At 69.2% G+C, this 18,986-nt stretch carries 16 protein-coding genes; 12 read left to right on the top strand and 4 right to left on the bottom strand.

Features of this window, described 5'->3' with window-relative positions:
* The first annotated feature begins 69 nt into the window (after positions 1 to 69).
* Together ACZ470_RS36940 and ACZ470_RS36945 are read left to right on the top strand one after the other, a co-directional pair.
* Positions 70 to 1,449: a hypothetical protein gene (locus ACZ470_RS36940; protein WP_468434333.1), complete on the top strand. Its 1,380-nt coding sequence runs from the start codon at positions 70 to 72 to the stop codon at positions 1,447 to 1,449.
* A 161-nt stretch (positions 1,450 to 1,610) separates the two neighbouring features.
* Positions 1,611 to 2,516 carry a DUF5677 domain-containing protein gene (locus tag ACZ470_RS36945; protein WP_468434334.1) on the top strand — a complete coding sequence of 302 codons (906 nt, stop codon included), beginning with the start codon at positions 1,611 to 1,613 and terminating at the stop codon, positions 2,514 to 2,516.
* Positions 2,517 to 2,619: 103 nt separating this feature from the next.
* Here ACZ470_RS36945 and ACZ470_RS36950 read toward each other — a convergent pair whose 3' ends face one another.
* Both ACZ470_RS36950 and ACZ470_RS36955 read right to left on the bottom strand, forming a co-directional pair.
* Positions 2,620 to 2,946 carry a hypothetical protein gene (locus ACZ470_RS36950; RefSeq protein ID WP_468434335.1) on the bottom strand — a complete coding sequence of 109 codons (327 nt, stop codon included), beginning with the start codon at positions 2,944 to 2,946 and terminating at the stop codon, positions 2,620 to 2,622.
* A gap of 183 nt (positions 2,947 to 3,129) precedes the next feature.
* A complete protein-coding gene (locus tag ACZ470_RS36955) occupies positions 3,130 to 3,831 on the bottom strand; it encodes a hypothetical protein (RefSeq protein WP_468434336.1) in 702 nt (233 codons plus the stop codon).
* 267 nt (positions 3,832 to 4,098) lie between these two features.
* Between ACZ470_RS36955 and ACZ470_RS36960 the strand changes: the two genes are divergently transcribed.
* The 4 genes from ACZ470_RS36960 to ACZ470_RS36975 all read left to right on the top strand — a co-directional run bounded on the left by ACZ470_RS36960 (position 4,099) and on the right by ACZ470_RS36975 (position 7,205).
* Positions 4,099 to 4,719: an adenine nucleotide alpha hydrolase family protein gene (locus tag ACZ470_RS36960; protein ID WP_468434337.1), complete on the top strand. Its 621-nt coding sequence runs from the start codon at positions 4,099 to 4,101 to the stop codon at positions 4,717 to 4,719.
* A gap of 40 nt (positions 4,720 to 4,759) precedes the next feature.
* Positions 4,760 to 5,104 (top strand): hypothetical protein, encoded by a 345-nt coding sequence (locus tag ACZ470_RS36965; protein ID WP_468434338.1) that lies wholly within the window; start codon positions 4,760 to 4,762, stop codon positions 5,102 to 5,104.
* Positions 5,105 to 5,238: 134 nt separating this feature from the next.
* Entirely contained in the window at positions 5,239 to 5,955 is a 717-nt protein-coding gene (locus tag ACZ470_RS36970; RefSeq protein ID WP_468434339.1) for a hypothetical protein, read from the top strand.
* Positions 5,956 to 6,290: 335 nt separating this feature from the next.
* On the top strand, positions 6,291 to 7,205 hold the full coding sequence (locus tag ACZ470_RS36975) for a replication-relaxation family protein (RefSeq protein ID WP_468434340.1): 915 nt from the start codon (positions 6,291 to 6,293) through the stop codon (positions 7,203 to 7,205).
* Positions 7,206 to 7,734: 529 nt separating this feature from the next.
* On the opposite strand, the gene ACZ470_RS36980 is transcribed toward ACZ470_RS36975, so the two are convergent.
* Together ACZ470_RS36980 and ACZ470_RS36985 are read right to left on the bottom strand one after the other, a co-directional pair.
* Positions 7,735 to 9,174, bottom strand: a complete 1,440-nt coding sequence (locus ACZ470_RS36980) for a hypothetical protein (RefSeq protein ID WP_468434341.1) — start codon at positions 9,172 to 9,174, stop codon at positions 7,735 to 7,737.
* Positions 9,171 to 10,628 carry a hypothetical protein gene (locus tag ACZ470_RS36985; RefSeq protein ID WP_468434342.1) on the bottom strand — a complete coding sequence of 486 codons (1,458 nt, stop codon included), beginning with the start codon at positions 10,626 to 10,628 and terminating at the stop codon, positions 9,171 to 9,173. Before ACZ470_RS36985 ends, ACZ470_RS36980 begins: the two co-directional genes overlap by 4 nt.
* 763 nt (positions 10,629 to 11,391) lie before the next feature.
* On the opposite strand from ACZ470_RS36985, the gene ACZ470_RS36990 reads away from it, so the two are divergent.
* The 6 genes from ACZ470_RS36990 to ACZ470_RS37015 are packed head-to-tail and all read left to right on the top strand — an operon-like array spanning position 11,392 to position 18,951.
* Positions 11,392 to 12,282: a conjugal transfer protein gene (locus ACZ470_RS36990; protein WP_468434343.1), complete on the top strand. Its 891-nt coding sequence runs from the start codon at positions 11,392 to 11,394 to the stop codon at positions 12,280 to 12,282.
* Positions 12,279 to 12,620 (top strand): hypothetical protein, encoded by a 342-nt coding sequence (locus tag ACZ470_RS36995; RefSeq protein WP_468434344.1) that lies wholly within the window; start codon positions 12,279 to 12,281, stop codon positions 12,618 to 12,620. The genes ACZ470_RS36990 and ACZ470_RS36995 overlap by 4 nt, the downstream gene beginning before the upstream one ends.
* Positions 12,617 to 13,207: a hypothetical protein gene (locus ACZ470_RS37000; RefSeq protein WP_468434345.1), complete on the top strand. Its 591-nt coding sequence runs from the start codon at positions 12,617 to 12,619 to the stop codon at positions 13,205 to 13,207. The genes ACZ470_RS36995 and ACZ470_RS37000 overlap by 4 nt, the downstream gene beginning before the upstream one ends.
* Positions 13,204 to 15,876: an ATP-binding protein gene (locus ACZ470_RS37005; RefSeq protein ID WP_468434346.1), complete on the top strand. Its 2,673-nt coding sequence runs from the start codon at positions 13,204 to 13,206 to the stop codon at positions 15,874 to 15,876. The genes ACZ470_RS37000 and ACZ470_RS37005 overlap by 4 nt, the downstream gene beginning before the upstream one ends.
* Positions 15,873 to 16,229: a hypothetical protein gene (locus ACZ470_RS37010; protein WP_468434347.1), complete on the top strand. Its 357-nt coding sequence runs from the start codon at positions 15,873 to 15,875 to the stop codon at positions 16,227 to 16,229. The genes ACZ470_RS37005 and ACZ470_RS37010 overlap by 4 nt, the downstream gene beginning before the upstream one ends.
* A gap of 1 nt (position 16,230) precedes the next feature.
* Positions 16,231 to 18,951, top strand: coding sequence for a hypothetical protein (locus ACZ470_RS37015; RefSeq protein ID WP_468434348.1), 2,721 nt, complete (start codon positions 16,231 to 16,233; stop codon positions 18,949 to 18,951).
* The last annotated feature ends 35 nt before the right edge of the window (positions 18,952 to 18,986 follow it).

Consider the following 18,986-nt stretch of genomic DNA (forward strand, 5'->3'; position numbering starts at 1 on the left):
AGAATCTTTGAGGAACTAGAACAGTTCCACCTTCAACCTTGCTCCAACGAGAAAACCTTGGGGCACACGATGGAACTCAAAGAGATAAGCCTCGCCCCCGAGTACCCCGACGCGTACTGGGCGGCAGGTGACGAAGCCTATCAACTTCTAGAACCGCTAGGCGAGAAGCGTACGGCCCAGTTGCGCGCCAACATCAACCATAACCTTCTGCTACATCGCCGCCTGTTTCTCGCAGACACAAGCATCCTGGTGAGCCCTTCGATGTTCACCCTTCTTCGCGACGAGCAATACGGTCCCGGCTATCAACAGCTTTTTCGCGACGGCCTAATAGTGACGGCAATGCGCGCATCAGCCAACAATTATGCGGAAGTTGCCGAGATGGTCATAGAGAAGCGCCACTTCGTAGCCGAGATGGAAAAAGAGAGAATACGGGAGTCAGCGAGCTTGCTGGATAGCCTTAATCCGCAGATCATTCACACCGACACTCGCGATAAGATGCGGATCATAGGACACCGATACTTGCTACAGCCGGAATATTGGATGTCTCTCGACCTACCTGAGCAAATCGCGATGAAAATGACTCGTAGCGTCAGGCGGAAAATTGAAGCGCGCCGCCTTGAGACCGTACGGCAGACCGAATTCTGGGAGTACGCTCGCGATAGGCTTGTTAGACCAGATCAAGCTGCGATGGCTCAGCAGATTCGCGCCTACATGACTATTGCCTCGCTGGGCACCATGGCTAAAGGAATAGGACTGCCTCCGATTTTCCCAGCAGCCTATGGCGGGAGCGTTGACCGACTATACGGGACACGCACACCCTGGCGACACCACCCCGCCGACGGACGGATAGAACTACTGGAGCCATTCGAGGAGAAATCACCAAGACGCCTTGAAGAAGAACGCAGCATTCACGAGATGGCGGCACTTTTGACCGCCGGTCAAATTTCGGAAATGCGAACTAGGAAAGAGCATCAGAAATTCCTGAAGGCCATCGAAAAATACAGTAAAGAAGAGAGCGATTCTGCCGCCTTCCAAATCGATCGCACCATGCAGGAATTCAGGGACTCTCTAGAGGTGAGCGCGGGCGAGTTCCTAACTGGATGGGAGCATCGGAGAGTGAGCTGGATCTGGGAGGCACCGAAGGGCCAGCTGGCGCGGCTACCCGTTCCGGGAGCAGTAGGGACCGTCGCGGCACGAGTAAACGAGATGAGTCACGCGATCCCCGACAGTGCACACCTACTCGGTTATGGGTCTGGCGTGACCGTGGGTGCAGCTCTAACTCTTTTCGCATGGAAGAAGGCAAAAGGGACAAAGAATCGGAGAGAGGAATTCCGGGAAGCAACGAGCGAAGCCTTGGAGGATCCTTCGGTAATTCCCGAACTCCGAAGTGAGGGCCGTATACAAATGAGCCTGTTCGGATCCATCCCTTATCGATTCCATGTCGATTAGGTAAGGGAACTCTTCGAGCAGAACGATCGCCGTTTTCGAAGGGAGCATTCCCAGGGCTGTACCAGTAGTCCGGCTATTTTGGAGTGAATCGCCGTTGCGCTGGCGTCACGGTGGTGGAAAATGCCGAGCAAGCCCTTGACTGGGTTGGCTATGGTGCGGACATGGCGCAGAGCAAGAAGCAGAACCAGCGGAAGTGTCCCGGTGCGCAGGTGTCGGGGAACCCCCAGGTGCGGCGCTCGGCGTCCCCAAAGGGCCGGCTGGGACCGTTCTTCAAGCTGCTGGGCGAGATCGCGGTGGCGGCCGAGCAGACCGTGCAGTCGACGCCGAACGCCGCTGATCAGCTTGTCCGCTTCGACATCGAGATCTTGATGCGTGGCGCCAACAGCGTGAAGGCGGTCCGGACTCTGCTGGAGCAGGGCCACTGGGAGTCTGCGGTCGGGGTGACCCGTCAGCTGTTCGAGCTGCTGGTGAACATGGAGTACCTGGGCGCGATGGAGGACCGTGGGAAGGGGACTCTGTTGTTCGCCCGATTCGGTCTGCTTCAGGTGCTGCTCGCCCAGCAGAGGAAGGCTTCCTATCAGCAGGAGAAGGGGCATTCTTTCGACGCTCAGTTGGTCGCGCTGGTGGATCAGCACCTAGCGAACGACTTCAGTGATTTCCAGGGAAAGCCGAAGGCGGACGGCTCAGTGAGGTGGGTGTCGAGCTGGTGCCGGAAGGACACGGCCGAGCTCGCCAAGCTGTCGTCGGATCCCATGCGCGCCCACCAGTACAATATTCTGTTCCGAGTCTGGTCGGAGCAGGCTCATGCGGCTCCCGGTGCCCTGATTGCGAACATGTTCCGTGGCAGCGAAGAGGGGTGGGTGGAGCAGGCTGTTACGGAGAACGACCGGTCCAGCATCGAAGCCGTTCTGTTCACGGTCATGTTCTTCTTGCGCCTCTGGCTCGAACTGCCGAACATCCCGGCGTCGCCTGAGCGTGTGGCCAGGTGGTTGCGTGAGGTGAGCGCCCTGAGCGGTGGGCCCAACCTTCCGCCTCGTCCTTGGACTGCGGAGGAAGTTTCTGCGTGATGGTCGGGCCCGCAGGACACGCCATGCTCGGCATCGCCCGCCTCCACAACCTCACCCTCGCAGGGTGACAGGAAACGGTCCAGTCAACCGGCATCCCGTGCCCTTATTGGGACCTGCGGAATCCCTTCCGGCGTGAGAGCTGGGCAGCGTAGTTAGCTCGTGTGGAGCCTGCCTCCTTGGTCCACATCTCGGCGCGGCTGATGTGCAGTCCCAGCAGGCGGCTGAGGACGACCGCGGGGAGTTCGGCGGAGAGCTCCATGAGTGTGGTGTTGCGGGCAGGACGTGCCCGGATACCGAGAGCGGTGAGCTTGCGCATGAGCTGTCGGCTGCTGATTGGCTGTCCGCCGGCCGTGCCCGGGAAGAGCCATGGGTGATCGTCACTGCGTCCGAGGGTCGAGTAGCCGTGGCGCTGCTGGACGAGCTCAAGCACGAGAGAGTCCAGCGGAGGCGGCAAGTCGGTCGGGTGGGGCCCGAGCTTGAGCGCAACCCCATCCTCCGTGTGGGTGACTTGGTCGAGCCGGATCTGGGAGGTCCGACTCAGAGGCTGGGCGAACAGCAAGAGAAGAAGGCCCGCGACGCGGGTGGCGGTGTCAACCCCGTCGCCCTTCACGAGTCAGCGGACATGGGCCCATCGTTGATCTTGCTCGAGGAGGACCATCGACGGGTCCTTGGGCGGGATCGGGATCAGGACGCGGTGAGCGTGGCCGTTCCGTACCGACCAGACCAGGAAGGTCCGGGCGAGGTAGCGGACCCAGATGTCGGCGGCCAGCCAGTCGTCAGTGTCGTGCTGGGTGCAGGTGGCCAGGCTCGTGCTGCGGGCCCGGAGCCATTCGATCAGCTGAATTGCAGCCTTGACCTCACGGCGGACGACAACCGCCTGGTGCAGCGTGACAGGCCGTTTCTCGGCGTCTCGCCGGAGCCGCCGCGAGTGGTGCCAGGTGGCATAGCCGCGGACGACCTGGCGCTCGCTGAGGTCCTCAATTCGGGCGACGGCCCGGGGCAGCCAGCGCTCAAGTTCGGCGAGGCGCTCGTCGCGAGCCGGAAGAACACCGTCGGCAGCCAGAGCCGCCCGCAGGTGCCGGACCGCTTTAACCGGGTGCTGAAGGCCGTCCAGGAGGTCGTGCGTCACGGGCCCCTTCTCGGCGGCGAGAGCGGCCAGCAGGCGCTGCGGAACGGGTTCGCGAAGCCAGTAGAGAAGAGAGAGGGGATCGCCCCGATGCAAGCACTGGAACACCGGTTCCAGGTCCAGCCGGACGATGCCGTCCGGCCCGCCGAGCAGGCCGGTCAACTGCCGGACAGAGCGCACGAGTTGCAAAACCCATGATGATAGAGCCGTTCGAGGACACCACACTGGACACAGTTGCGTCTGGCGATGGGGTGCTTGTCGTAGCAGACCCTGCAGAGCGCTTCCCCCTTCGGGCCGCGTCCCGTGAGCGGCTTGGACCTGCCGCAGATGTGGCAGGGCACCGGAACCCGAATGCAGCTGTGACAAAGAGGCCCGCCATCGGGCAGCCGACCCTTCACCGACCGCTCGTTGCCGCACCGCGAGCACGTCTGGGGCGGCCGCAGCCGGTAGACGAAGATGGTGTACCGGGCGTTCACACCGCAGGTCCGCGCGCTCAGGAAAGAGACGGACGGGCCGCTGATGTTCGCCAACGTGCTCGGGATGCGGGCCGAGGAGAGCGCGGACCGGCGCAACCGGGAGGTGTGGCGCCGTACGACTGACAACTCGGCCCGGGTCGTCGACGAGTGGCTGCCCGCCCACCAGGTGAGCACCGAGGAGGTCTGGGAGCGCACGATCAGTGCGGGGCTGCCCTACCACTGGTGCTACGACTCGCATCCCGGCGCCGGGGACCGGCGTGGCTCCAGTCGTTGTTCGTGCTCGGCCTGCACCCTGGCCAACAACCGCGATCTGCTGCTGATGGCCGGGCGCCGGCCGCGGCTCGCCGAGCTGTGCGCGCTGGTCGAACGCGTCCGCCAGGTGCCGTTCAACCCGAACATCACCATGGCGGAGCTCATCGCCCTGTCCCGCCGGCGCGATGCCCCGGACCCCGGCATCGAGGTTGAGGAGAACGCGGACTTCGAGCGGATGCAACGCGACGTCCACGCCGCCCTGCGAAAGCCGCCCACCTGGGACTCCAAGGCCCGCACCGGGCCGGGCGAGATCCTGCACAGCGCCGCCAGGTGCGACGGCTGCCACTGACCACCACACCGCACACCGCTCCTTTGGAGGGATACTCCTCATGATGACGACGACCACCCAGCGCATCCTCGATCTCGCTGCAGCGGCACCGGCCAGCCACGGCGAGGACCTGGTGCTGCTCCTGGGCGAGGCGAACGAGCTGTACCAGCAGGGCCTGCAGGATCTGCACCGGGAAGTGGCAGCACGTCTCGACGGGCTAGCCACAGCGGACCTGATGTTCGCCGCGGACACCGCCGGTATGCCCTGTGATCCCTCGCAGGACCGAGACGAGGTGATCCTGCTGCTGGCCCTGATCGAGTGGGAGATGACACCGGCCGCCATGGCGTACATGGAGATGGCCGAGGCCGCCGCGCGCCGCGGGGTCTGCTTGATCCCCGAGGAGTAGGCGGGGAGCCGTCAGCGCGGCCGCTGGCGAAAAACCTTGAGCCGCGGGCTGGACCTCCCTCCGAAACTTCTGCCATTATTTGCGTTGTGAGCCGGGCTGGCCGGCGCACTGCTGACAGAGCGGACGGTTCTGCCATGACCTCGCGCCGTGAGCCTCGCCTGGCCGACGCTGCTGAGATCGCGGCTGAACAAGGTCTGACGTCCGCGCGGATCAGCCAGTTCTACACCGAGCGCACGGAGAACGCGGTCGGCAAGGCGTTCCCCGAGCCGGTCGACAAGCGCGGCCGCGCCCGCCTGTGGGACCACGCGGAGGTCACCAAGTGGTTCGCCCACCGGGCGCCGGCGCGGCTCGCTGGACACGCACCGCCCTCCCGCGATCCGGAGGAGTTGCTGAACGCCGCGGACGCCTCGAGGTACCTCGGCTACAAGAACTCCAACCAGGTCACCACCTTCGTGCGCGACCACCCCGGTTACTTCCCCGAACCGGACGTCGTCGAGGAGAAGGGCACGGCCGAGAACCCTTACCGCCGGCAGCTCTGGAAGGTGCAGACCCTGCAGGAGTGGATGGCCAGCCGGCCCGGCCGCGGAAGACGAGCCGGAGCCAAGGAGGCACCGCCTCTGCCCGACGTTCCTGTCGACGGCGATCCCGACGAACTCCTGGGGGCGAGCCAGGCAGCCGCCTTGCTGGGGTACAAGAGCGTCGGCTCCTTCTCCAGCAGTCTGTCCCAGGGCAACCTTCCGCTGCTGAAGACCACGGACGGGGTTGCCGAGAATGCCGGGCGCCAGAACGGGCGCCGGCGGTGGACGCGCCGGCGCATCCTCGAGCAGGCCGCCCAGCGGTCCAGAAAGTAGTACCCGGCGGTGGGCGGACCTCCGCTCACCGCCCCATGAACGCGGCCCCCGGTTTTGGGAGTTGGTCCCTTGCGGGCCGGGTGTCGCACGATGGTCGGCATGGCGTGGTTCGCCACCACGCCCCGCAGCAGCACCTGCTGCTGCGGACCGGCCATCGCTTATCTCGAGCGCCTGTTCGCGCGGCCGCGCATACTTCTGATCTCCCGGCTACTCGCGTGGTCGGGCCCGTGAAAGCCCGACCATGGCCCTGACCACGAGAGTGTTCTTGCGTTGTAACCTTGGTGGGGGCCCCATGGTCGGGGGTTGGGTCGGGGGGTGAGGGTTGCCTCTTCTCCATGCCCCGTCCCACATCTGGTGCTGCGGCCGCCGAGTTGGCCCCCAGCCCCGCCGAACCGCTGCGCTTGCAGGTCCTGACCGCTCTCGCCCTTCACCGCATGGCCACGACCGGCCAGTTGCGCCAGATGCTGCGTCCGGACAGCTCCCGCCAACTGGTCTCCCGCGTGCTGAACAAGCTGCGTTCCACGGGCTTCGTCGACCTCACCCCGCTGCCGGACTCGGACCGGTCTCGCACTCACGCCTGGTACCTCACGCCTGAGGGTTCGCGTCTGACCCGCGATCTCCCCATCCTGCGGGGGCGTCCGCCGTACCCCATCACCTCAGCAACCGCAGCGTCGCTGAAGACACCGCACACGCTCACCGTCGTGCGCGCACATCTTCCCTTCGCGGCAGATGCTCGCCGGCTCGGACATGAGCACGGCCCGTGGGACTGGACCCCCGAAGTGTCCCACCCCATCGGTGAGGGAGAACGGCTCGTGGCCGACGCCGTCATGCACTACACCGTCGTCGACGACGAACACCGCCCGAAGCTGCGCGCCTTCGTGGAGGTCGATCGCAGCACCATGAGCAGCGAGCGCCTGGCCGTGAAGCTGATCGAGTACGCCAGATTGTTCCAGTACGAAGCCCAGCCCGTTGGCCGCCGCAGGCCTGCCTCCACCGGGCCGGCGTGGCTCCGCTGGTATCCGGTCTTCCCCCGCGTGCTCTTCGTCCTCACCGGCGCCTCCCGGGCCCGGCTCGGCGACCGAATCAGCGATCTACAGGCGATGGTCACCCAGCACCCACTCGTCGCAGCTCTCGCCCGGGAGGTTCAACTGGGAGCCGTCGTCCTGGAAGACATCGAGGAGCACGGCCCGTCCGGGCCGGTGTGGGTGCCATTGACCGGGGGCGAACCTCGCCCGTGGACCGATTTGTGATCTCACACGGGAATACCGTAAGACCGCGGCCTCTGGTTTAAGGTATCGACGAACTCCCGGTGGGCCAGAGGCCGCACGATGGCCGGTGCGGAGCCAGCCACCTCTCCGCCGCGAAGCCGGCGGCTTCGCGGCACCTGCCATCGCTGTTTCCTGAACGCTCCCGCGCCTGCCGCCCCCGAGCTCCTCTCCAGGTTCCGGAGTGATCACATGCCTGGGCAGGCTCTTCTCCCCCTCCCCAGGGGAGGGCTCTTAGATACCGTTGCCCGCGCCGAAGCGCGCCGAGAGCGGCTGAGCGCCAGAGCAGACGAACCGGCCGTCGCGCCGCACCGGGTAGAGATTCCGGGGCGGCACGGCGGCGTGTGCCTCGCCTCAGCTGCCAGGCTGCGAGCCCTTGCCGCCATCGTTCCCGGACGCGGCCGCGTCTCCTTCGGCCTTGCCTGATCGCTGGCTGCCACGGCGCTTGGGGCGTGTACACCGAGTCAGCAGCTGCGGAAGTCCGCCCAGACTTCGTACGCCTCGTAGCCGAACATCACATGGCTTCCCCGGGACTGACGGAAACCAGCAGGCCGTCTCCCGGCCACAGGGCGCACCCGGCTTCCGCCAAAGCCAGTTGCCTGCCGACCTCGACCAGGACCTCGATACGGTCGGCGGGCCCGTACGTCTGATAGCGCGCGGCCGCCGGATCGTAGACTCGGACTTCGCTGTGCGGGCCGGAGCACACCAGGGCACGGGCGATATCCGGCAGGCGCAGGCTGAGCCCGTCGCATTCACGGTCCTGGATGAGTTGAAGCAGGTCCGCGGTGACCGCAGCCCAGTCGCCGACCTCCGGCCAGCGCGCGCCGCCGTCCAGCTCGTGGGTGAGCGTGGACAGCGGCACGATCTCCCCCTGTCGGCGGCCGCGGGTGAGGCGTTCGTAGATGCGTGCGCCGTCAGGCTGCCGGACGTGCGGGTGCAGCAGCGAGGCTGCGGCCACGAGCGAGGTGTTGATCTCCTGGGTGGCGGCCGGGTAGTAGGCCTCGTGGGCGAAGAGCAGGTACACCTCGCCGGTCGGCTGCTCGGGACGGTTTTGGGGCATGTAGGTCTTCTCCTTCGTCGTGGCGGGGGTTGCGTGGTCGGCTGAGGGCTTGGGCTGGTGGCGGGGTTGGGGCGGATAGGGACCCAGCGGCTGCTGTCGGCCGGACCGGTCTTGGCGGTCGGACGATGCTCCGCCGTTCATGGGCGTGACGATCCGGCTGGTCTGGATAGCGAGTTGCAGCATCAGCCGCTCCTGGGCGATGAGCTCGCTGGAGGCCGAGCGGGTGGCGCGGCGCTGGAGCAGGTCTGCCGTGTCGAACAGCTGGTGGTGGCCGACCTCGACGGCGCGCCGCACCTCGTAGCGGTTGCTGCCGAGAGCCGCTTCGACGAGGCCGGTGTGAAGAGCGGCGAGGCGCTGCAGGTAACGGCAGGCGGCTTCGGCCTCGACGATCCGGACGTTCTCGCCGGCGCGGGCATCGAAGCGCTCGGGCAGGTGCTCCACGAGCAGGGGGGCCAAGGTGGCTGCGGGCACCACGATGCTGAAGGGGACGCCGTGCGTGATCGCGACGATGGCGGCGGTCAGGGTGAGGGCCGTGACGAGGGCGGTGACCGGCCGTACGGTCATGGGGCCGAGGCGGATGAGGTGTGCCGGTCGCCTGGCCAGCCAGCGCAGGCCAAGGCGCTGGGTGCGAGTCGCGATCGGGGTGAACACGGCGATCCGGTGGGGCTGTTCGGGCAGGCTGCCGTCGGCCGGGACACTCCAGTCGACCCAGCCCCATCCGGCCCGTTCACGGATCAGGACCGGTTCGCAGCCGTCCGTGCAACCGGAGCCGCAGCAGATGTGGCCGCCGCGCACCGCGCGGGACCGCTTCCTCTCCCACCGCTGCTGCTGTTGCTGGAAGGGGCGCAGATGCTGAGCGATCCCGCTGGTCGTCGGCGGTGTCTGGGCGGTCATGGTGTGCTTCCTTCCGGCAGGTTGGTCGATGCGGTGGCACAGGTGATGCAGCGGCCGTCACCGTCGGGGTGGGCGCGCCGGGGTGTCGGGCCGGGGCAGGTTCGGCACAGCGGCCAGCCCAGGCATGCGGGGCAGAGATCTTCGCCGGGGGCGGTCCCGGGAACGCCGCAGCCGGCGCACTCGACGAGCGCTCGGTAGGTCAGGGCCTCGGTCACCGTGCGGGTGGCGGACGCAGTGGACGACCGCTTGGTCGCTGGCCGCCCGTGCGGTGCGTCGTTCAGGACGTCGTCGCGGTGGTGAGGGCTGTCCAGCGTGGCGGGCGGCGGATAGGCCTGGGCGGCCCGCAGACGGGCGGCGATGATCGCACCAACCGTGGTGCGCACTGGGTTCGGCAACGGCCGGTCGGTGATGACGTGGCGCAGCTGCTCGCTGCTCCAGCCGGACTCCATCATCACGGTGAGTACGCGGCCCTGGTCGGTCAGCACCTTCCCGGTCAGCAGGAGTTCGGGGCGGCTGCTGCCGATCTCGAGCAGGAGCTGGATTCCCGGATGCATCTCGTCCGCCGGAGGCGCGGCCGGCGGGGACGCTGGTGCGTCCGTCCCTTGGGGCGTTCGCGCGGTATCGCCGCGATCGCACGGACGGAGGGATCTGGTCTTCTGCTGGTTGGTCTTCTTTCTGTTGGTGTTCTTAGTGGGGCGATTAACCGACGTCGGGTTATCCACTGGTGGAAAACCCGACATCGGCCCGGACCTGCTGTTTTGCAGGCTGGGCAGGTCGGTGATGAAGTACGCCGCCGCGCCGAGGGTGCCGTCGGGATGGCGCTCGCGTTCCCGGAGCAGGAAGCCGTGCTTCTCCAGCTCCTTGAGCCCGCTCTTGACGGCTGCCTCGCCGTCGCGGCCGCGGCGCGCCAGGTCGGTGACGCTCATCCGCCAGCCGTCCCGGTGCGTGCTGAGGAGCCCGAACAGGCCCTGGGCTTTGAACGACAGTCGGGGGTCGCGGAACAGGCCGTTGGCGATCTGAGTGAACTGGTCCCCGGCCATCACCCCACGGCGGATCCCCGCCCCGAAGCCGGGCCCGGCCTCACCCGCTGGCAGGAGGGAGAGCGCCGTGCCGACTGCCGGCGCGAGGTCGGCGCCGGCGGAGGCAGGGCGGTCCGTGATCGAGTACACGATCTCGCCGAGCGTCCCGTTGCCGTGCCTGAGCTGTTCGCGGACGAGGTAGCCGTGCCTCTGCAGTTCGCTCAGGCCGCCGCGTACGGCGTCCCGCCCGTCGGGTCCGGCGCGCACGAGGTCGGCGACCGTCACGTGCCAGCCGGCGCGGTGGGTGCTGATGTAGCCGAAGATTCCCTTCGCCTTGAAGGAGAGCCGGCTGTCGCGGAACAGGTCGTTGGCGATCTGGGTGAACTGGTCCGCCGCCATCACCCCACGGCGGATCCCCGCCCCGAAGCGGCTCATCGTGCTTCCTCGCGCGCCATGTGCACGCGAACGCTGACGCCTTGGAGCAGGCGTGCGGGCGCGAGGTGGCCGGGGCCGCCGGGTGAGAAGACGTGGGCGAGATCCATGCCGTCAGCTCACCCGGCGCCCCCGACCAGGCTGACGGCCACAGCCCCCGACCACCGGTCACGGTCCGGCAACATGCGCACCGGGCTGCCGTGGTCGGGCCTGTGGTCGGGCCGACCACGCGTCTCCCCCGGTGCTCGGGAGCAATGCGCCATCGCGGCTGCGCAGTGACAGCGGAACTCGTTGCGCAGTCGGCTGCGCAACCGGTCCGGGGTCGTGCGCAGTCGGCATGTGCTGCGGACTGCGCACAGCGGACAGGCACGGCCGGCCCTGGCTCTGCGCAGTCGTCCGAGTCGTGCGCAACGGGCGCTACGGCCTGCCCCTGGAAGCGGCGCGCGACCGATCCACTGGCGGCCTCTGCCTCTCTACCCTCTTGAGCTCGCTGAGCCAGTTCACCGTCCGCGCCGCCCTCTACGCCGGTGGTCGGTTCAGACGTGCCCGGCCATGGCCGGTGCCCCGTGGTCGGGGCTGTGGTCGGGCCGACCACAGCCCCGACCACGGGCTTTGTGTCCCCATCGTGACCGTGGTCGGGGGCTCATGGTCGGTGGTCGGGTCGGGGCCCGCGGGTTTTCTCAAGGTCAGCACGTACACGTTCTGATCTGGGAGTTTGACCATGTCCCCTGGCAAGCAGGCTTCGGAGAGCGACGTTGCTCCTCCGATGGCCGCAGGCATCGAACTGGAGAAGATGAGGCGCCGCGTCCGCCTGTCGCGCCTGGCCCTGTTCACCGCGATCGCGGCCGGTCCCGTCGCCCTGGGCGTGGCGGTGATGTCCGGCCCGACCACGGCCAAGGCCGCCCCCTCGGACAAGCCGGCCGCTGTGCGCACCGCGGCCGCCGCGGCCGACCCGGCGGGCTATGCGCAGGTGTTCGTTGACGCGTGGTTGCGCAGCAGTGGCGAGGAGGCCAGCAGCGCGCAGGCGCGGCTTGCGCAGTTGCTCGCGCCGGACGTCGATCTGCCGGACCCGGTCGCCGGTGCGCAGCCGAAGCTGGGGTCGGTGACCGCGGTGCGCAGTGCGCAGCGCGACGCCGGCGAGTGGGCGGTGACTGTGGCTGCGCAGTACGCCGACGGACGGGTGCGCTACTTCGTCGTCCCCGTGGCCGCCGACGCGAGCGGGAGTTCGTTCGGCGTGACCGGTGCCCCGGGGGTGGTGGCGGGCCCGGCGCGCGCCGCGGTGACCCCGTCGCCGTACGGCGTGAGCGTGCCGTCCGGGAGCGATCTGTCGTCCGCGGTCGGGGAGTTCTTCGGCGCCTACCTGACGGGGGCCGGGGAGGTGGATCGCTACCTCGCGCCCGGGGTGAAGCTGTCGCCGATCTCGCCGGCCCCGTACCAGGCGGTCGCGGTCCAGGAGGTGTGGGGCGCTGAGGAGGCCGCTGCCGCCGAGCAGGTTCCGGCCGACGGTACCGAGGTCCGCGTCCGCGTCCGGGTTGAGGCGCGGGATGACGCCGGGCGCTGGCCGCTGGCGTACGACCTGGCTCTCGAGTCCCGCTCCGGCCGGTGGGAAGTCGCGGCGCTGGAGTCCGGGACCGTCCGGGACGGGGGTGCCCGGTGAACACGGTGCAGAGCATGATGCTCGCCGGGCAGCTGGACGACCTCGGCGACAGCTGGATCGACATGTTCGAGGGCTGGGCGACCAAGGGCCTGCAGGCCGGTCTGATCGTGCTGGTCGTCGTCATCATGATCCAGAAGTTCAGCCTGAAGGCCGGGATCGGCGCCCTGCTGCTGATGATCATCGCGCTGGGGCTGTACGACTCCCGCGAGGACCTGGCGGACATGTTCACCGACGAGGTGAAGAACCCGGCCAAGGGCGCGCCCGCCGTGCCCGGCGTCGTGCAGGGTCCCGGTCCGCTCGCCCGTGTGCACTCGGGCGGCGCGGGAGGCCGGCTGTGAGCGCGGCGGCCGCGGGGCGGGTGGGACGCTTCTACACCTCCGCCCGCCGCCACCCGTGGGTGCTGGGCAAGGTCGCCGACTGGAAGATCCCGCTCGGCCCGTACACGCCCGCACAGATCGCGGTCGCGGTCGGCGGCGGCTTCCTGCTGGTCAAGACGATCGGCTGGTGGTCGTGGATGGGCCCGGTGCCCATCGTGGCCTGGGTTTTGACGGTCTGGGCGGTACGCCGGCCGAAGATCAAGGGGCGCGCCCCGTTGCAGGCGGCGCTGGGCTGGGTGCTGCTCGCCTGGCAGCCGCAGGGCGGCCGGATGGGCGGGAGGGCCGCCCGGGACCGCCTCTCCCGTCCTCTGCTCGGTGGCTTCACCCTCGAAGAGGCTGTTCTTGCTGTCCCGGCCGTGGCGGCGCCGCGCGCCGGCCAGCCGGCAGCCGGCCGGAGCGCGCCCCGGGGCCGGGCTGCCCGTCCGTCCGCAGGACCGCGTTCAGAGCCGCAGACTCGCCCGGCACCGACGGGGCCGGTGCCAGCTGGGCCGGTGTCGGGTGTGCAGCAGTTGCTCGCTCTGGCCCAGCAGGCGGGGGGTGCGCGGTGAGGGTGCCGATCCGTCACATCGCCGGGCATCTGGTGTGGTCGACACACGGCAGTGTGTGGGCGCTGTACCGGCTGCACCCCGGTCCGGACGCCCGCGGCCGCCGGGAGGAGACCGTCCAGGGCACCTACGTGCCGGCCGCAGTCCGCGACGAGCAGCTCGCGAAGATCACGCACCTGATCCGTTCGTTGACGGGGGCGCCGCGCCTGTTCGGGCTGTGCGCACAGGTCGACCCAGGCGAGATCGCCCTGCGCATGATCGAGGGCATTGAGCCCGGCGCCCAGCCTCCCGGCGACGCGCATCCGTGGGTGGAGAACGTCGAAGCCACCCTGGACCTGCTGAACGACCAGGAGATGCACCGGCGCACCCTCTGGCTGGCGGTGCCGCTGCAGAACGACGCCGCGGGCGGGCAGATGACCGCATCGCTCGGCGCGATGTGGGCGGACGTCGCCCCGATGCTGGGCATGCGGGCGGCACCCGTGGCGCGCCGCGAGGTGACCGCCTACCGCGAGCAGGCCGTGCGGGTGGAGGCCGCGCTCGCCGGCGGCATCGCCCTGCGCCCGGCCCGCCCGGCGGAGATCGTGTGGATGATCCAGCACGCTCTCCATCGCGGCCTGGACGAGCCGCTGCTCACCGAGGCCGAGACCAGCGACCTGTACGGCGGACAGCTGAGGGCGGGAATGCTGCACTCCCCCAGCTACGCCGACCTCGGCCAGGCCCGCCTGCAGGAGGGCGGTGTCGACCCGGCTCTCGACGGCGTCGACGACCTGACCGGCACGGACCGGATCGGCCGGTCGGGCCGCAAGGCGTGGTGGCGGCTGAAGGCGTCGTCGCCGCTCAAGCGGCGGTGGCTGCAGGTGGAGTCCGACGCCGGGGTGGGCTATCAGGCTCAGCTGGCGCTGGCCGAGTGCCCGCCCGCGGTGAGCCAGGACGCTGCTGACCTGTTCGCTCAGCTGGAGACCCTGGATTTCCCCGTCGACTACACCGTCGACCTCACTCTGGTGCCGGCGGAGAAGGCCCGCGACCAGGTGCGGCGCAAGAAGAACGAGCTCGTCGACCAGGCCGACCAGTACGACGCCCGCCCCACCGGCATGCCCGCCTCGCTGACCGACGCCGCCCGTGACCTGGGCGAGCTCGACGCCCGCCTGTCCCGCACCAGCGTGGAGGTCGAGGTCCAGTCCGTGACCGTGTTGACCGTGTGGGGTCCGACCGCCGCCGTCTGCGACGCCCGCGCCCGGGCCCTGGCCGCACTGCTCGGCGGCGCCGACTACCGTGCGGTCCGCCCGGCCGGCCTCCAAGAGGCCCTGTTCACCCTCGGTCTGCCCGGCACCGCGCGGCCCGGTGCAGTCCGGGAATTCACCCAGCACCAGGTCAGCGAGGACTGGGCGCTGGGCGGAGCCTTCACCGCCTCCGAAGTCGGCGATCCCAACGGCATGTTCCTCGGCATCGACCTGGACTGCGGCACCACCCGCCCCGTCATGATCAACGTGGCGGACGCGCCGAAACAGGACGCCTCCGCCTCCATGGGCGTCGTCGGAGATCTCGGCGCAGGCAAAAGCGTCCTGGAGAAACTGATCTCCGAGGCCGTGTGGGCGCGCGGCGGGGTCGCGATCTGCATCGACCGCACCCCCGTGCGGGAGTGGGCGCGCTTCGCCCGCACCGCGGCTGCGGGCCGCTGCCAGATCATCGACGCCGCACGCGCCGAGGTGTCCATCGACCCCCTGCGCATCTTCACCGGCCCCGAAGGCCGCCACTACGCCCTGTCCTACCTCACCCTCCAGCTCGGCATCGGCCCCATGAGCACCAGCGGGGAAGTCCTGCACCACGCCGTTGAGCGGGCCGCAGCCGGCGAAGCCCCCTCCATGCACCGTGTCCTTCAGGTCCTTGAGGAGATGGGCGGGGCGGAGACGGGCAAGCGGCAGGACGCGGCCGCCACCCTCGCCGGACTCATCCGCGTCGTGGCCAGCAGCCCTCTCGCCGCGATGGTGTTCGACCCGGCCCTGCCGCCCGTGCGGCTGGACGCCTCCAGCGCCTCCGACATGATCGTGATCACGACGACCGGCCTGAAGCTGCCGCCCAAGGCCGCGTTCGACAAGCCCGAAGTGCTCCACCAGCAACCCCTGGAAGCCCTGATCGGCCGCGCGGTCCTCTACCTGATCGCGGCGATCGCCCGGCAGACCGCGTTCGAGGACCCCGAACGGTTCACCGCGGTGGTGACAGACGAGCTGTACTGGCTCACCTCGTCCGCCGAAGGCACCGCCCTGGTCCACGAGATCCTCCACGACGGCCGCAAGCACGGCGCCGGGCTGATCGCCGGATCCCACGACGCGGATGAACTCGGGCCCGACCGCGGACTGATGGCCTACCGCGCGCTCGCCCGCACCACCGACCGCGAACGCGCCCGCCGGGGGCTGGAGTTCCTCGGTCTCGATCCGAACGACCCCGAGCTGCTGCGGCTGGTGACCACCGGCCTGTCCCCCGTCGGACAGCGCGGCCGCGAAGGCGAGTTCCTCCTCGCCTGCCCGCGGCAGAACATCGGCCGGATCAAGGTCAGCATCCCGCGCATCGAGCGGATCGCCTCCTCCATCACCACCACGCCGGGACGCCGCACCACCGCACCCCCGCCGCTCGCCGGCGCCGCTGCGGGCGACCGTCAGAAGGAACTCCTGTGACCTCTTTCGCTGCCAGTCGCTCGAGGCGTCTCGCCGCAGCCGCGAGCGCCCTCACGGCCATCGCCGTCGCCGTCGGCGTGCTCGTCCTGGTGCTCGGGGCGAGCCTGCCGCAGACCTGGTGGCCACGCACCGGACACGCCTTCGCCGCCGACACCGCCAGGACACCCTCAGACACGTGCGATCCGATAACCGGTCCGGCCAAGGCGCACTGCGAGCGCGGCCGCCCCGCCACGAGCGCCGCCACCGCCCAGGACAGCGGCGACGCCGCCGCCTGGAAGGTGGTCCCCGCCGCGGCGGTGCTGGGGGCGCTCGTGATCTGGCGCCGCGCTCCGGCAGGACGAGAGCGGGCTTGAGATGTTCCGTCCAGACCGCGCAACCCTGCGCTCGGCCGGCTTCGTGACGCTGCTCACCATCGTGTTCGTCATGGTGAACAGCCAGGTCGTATACGCGGCCGGCAGCAGCGAGACCGGAGACCTGCTCGCCCCGCTGAACATCACCTCCTCCGAGGGGGTGCCGATCGACGGGTACGAGCTGAGCGCCGAGGGCGGTTCCATCGTCGCCTTCAAGACGCAGGCTCTGGCCTTCGCCCTGTCCGGGCTGTTCACCCTGATCCGGCTGCTGGTCGGGCTGGCGGGGTGGGCGATCGAGGTGGCCTTCCGGTTCCCACTGCTGAAGATCCTCATCGAGCCTGCGCAGAAGGTCGCCGACACCTACGACAACGTGGTAGTCGACACCCTCGGACTGAAAGGGCTGCTGCTCGCGTGGGCGTTCGTCTTCTCCGGATTCATGATCGTGCGCGGGCGGGTCGGCCGCGGTCTGGGCGAAATCTTCCTCACTCTGCTCATCGGGGCAATCGCTGCCTCCGCTCTCATCCGTCCCGACACCCTGCTCGGCGCAGGTGGCCCGCTGGGACAGTCCCAGCAGGTGGCCGCCGAGGTCGCCCGGCAGAGCGTCAACGCCTACGACTGGGGCGGCAAGCTCGCCGGCCACGACCCATGTTCCCGCATGGCAGGCAACGCCGAATTCGAGTGCGTGAAACGTGAAGGCGACGGGCCGGTCCCCTCAACGGCAGTGGCCCGCCCCATCCAGGATTCGATCACCAACGCTTTGATCGTCAAGCCGCACATGCTCCTGCAGTACGGACGCATCCTCAACCCCGCCAAGGATTCCGACCGCAAGGCCTACGCCGTCCACCTGAAGTGGATCACCGGCGGATACAAGCCCGACGCCCATGACGACACAGGCAAGGACAACGATCCCTGCGACATGCTCAAAGGGCCCGGCCGGGCCTACTGCGAGCGGGGCCAGGAGGAGACCGGAACCGAGGGTGCGCTGCCTGAGTTCACACCCGGTGGCGAACTCCTCGACACCTCGAACGCGATCGTCACCGACGAAGACCAGGCGTTCGCCGCGTTCCTCGCCGACATGAAGAAGGCCGGCCCGGTCGGCAGGTCGTGCACCGTCTACGCCGAGAAGCCCACCTGGTGGCGGCTCGGCGGTGCCTTCCTGCTGCTGATCGCCGCCCTGTTCATCTGCGGCATGCTGCTGTCCAGCGCCATCGTTCTGCTCGGCACCCAGGGCATCTGCGCGGCCGCGGCGGCCGCCGGCGGCGTCACGTTCATCGCCGCCATGCTGCCGGGACCCCCGCGCCAGTCCGTGTGGAAGTGGCTGTCCCTGTGGGGGATCGCGGTCCTGGCCGTGGTCGGGATCTGCGCGTTCATCCCGTTCTTCGGAATCGCCGTCGACGCCACCATCACCGAAGGCCCTCAGTTGATGGTGGAGTGGATCCTGCTCATCGACGTCCTCGCCATCGCAGGCGCGGCGGGGCACCGCAGGCTCCTGACCGGCATCACCTCCTTCGGCCGGCGCATGGCCATGCGCATGCGCTACGCCAAGGTCGGCGGCACCCACATGCCCGGCGACACCTCCGAACTCGGCGCCGCCCTCGCCATGAACTCCCCCGCAGCGCTCGGCGGGTACGGCGGCGGGCTGCGTACCTTCACCGGCGGGGGCGGCGGCCGGTACGGGATGCTCGGCACCCGCCAAAGGCTGATGGGCGCGCTCACCTCGCTGGTCGATGGCGCGGGCATGCCGGTGGACACCGGCCGGATCCTCGCCGACGCCACCGCAGAAGCCGGGCGTGGTCTGGCCCCGCTGACCGCAGCCGCAGCCGTGGGCGGGCTGGGCGCACGACTCAGCGCCAAGGGCGCCCACTGGCTGCTGATCGGCCGCCGCCCGGACAAGGAGCAGTTGGCCAAGTGGCGCAAGCCCACCGCCGACGGCGACCCGGACGCCGACGGCCCGTCCGGCGGACCAGGAGGCGGGTCGAGGGGCGGAGGGCCCCATCGTCCCGGCGGTCCGCCCGACCGCTACCGCGACGAGGACGGCCAGGTCGTCGACCGCCGCTCGGGGCAGGTACTGCACGACCAGAACACCGACCGCACTCTGCTGTCGACGCGCGCGCACAACCGCCTGGTCCGTTTCCGCGGGTACCGCATCCTGCACCGCGGCGGCCGGGCCGCATACGGCGCGACGGTCGGTCTGCCGGCCAATGTGCGCCGGGCCCGGTCGGGAGGCTCGCGCTACTCCCAGGACGCCCGCCAGCAGGTGCGGGTGTGGGGCAACACCGTCCGCGAAGACGGCCGGGCCTGGGCCGAGGCGGGACGGCAAGTAGCCCGGTCCGGTCCCTTCCGCAGCCGCCGCCTCACCACAGCGACGACAGTGTCTTCCTCACGGCCGAACCCGGTGCAGCCGCCGACGGCGCGTACCAGCAGCCCCGCGGGCCGTTCGGGGCCGCCCCTGGCTGGGCCGAGCGCGCCGGCGTCTCCGGCGGGAGGCAGCGCCACGCCGACGTCCCCGAACCGGCTCACGGACGGTAACGCCCCACGTCCGACGAGTCCTGCGCCGCACAGGACGGGCTCGGCCCTTCCCGGCGCAGGTAGCGCTGGCAACACCACACGCGAAGAAGCGCGTAGGCGGATGCAGGAGCTGATGCGGCGGACCGGTCCCGAAGCGGAGCGTCTGCGCCGTGAGCGGGGCCAGCAGCCGCCGGCCGAGGACGGTGATGCCGAGTGAAGTGGGCACGGCGCTGCCTGGGGCGGTGGGGATGC

It is taken from the genome of Streptomyces sp. NPDC031111, assembly GCF_055570675.1.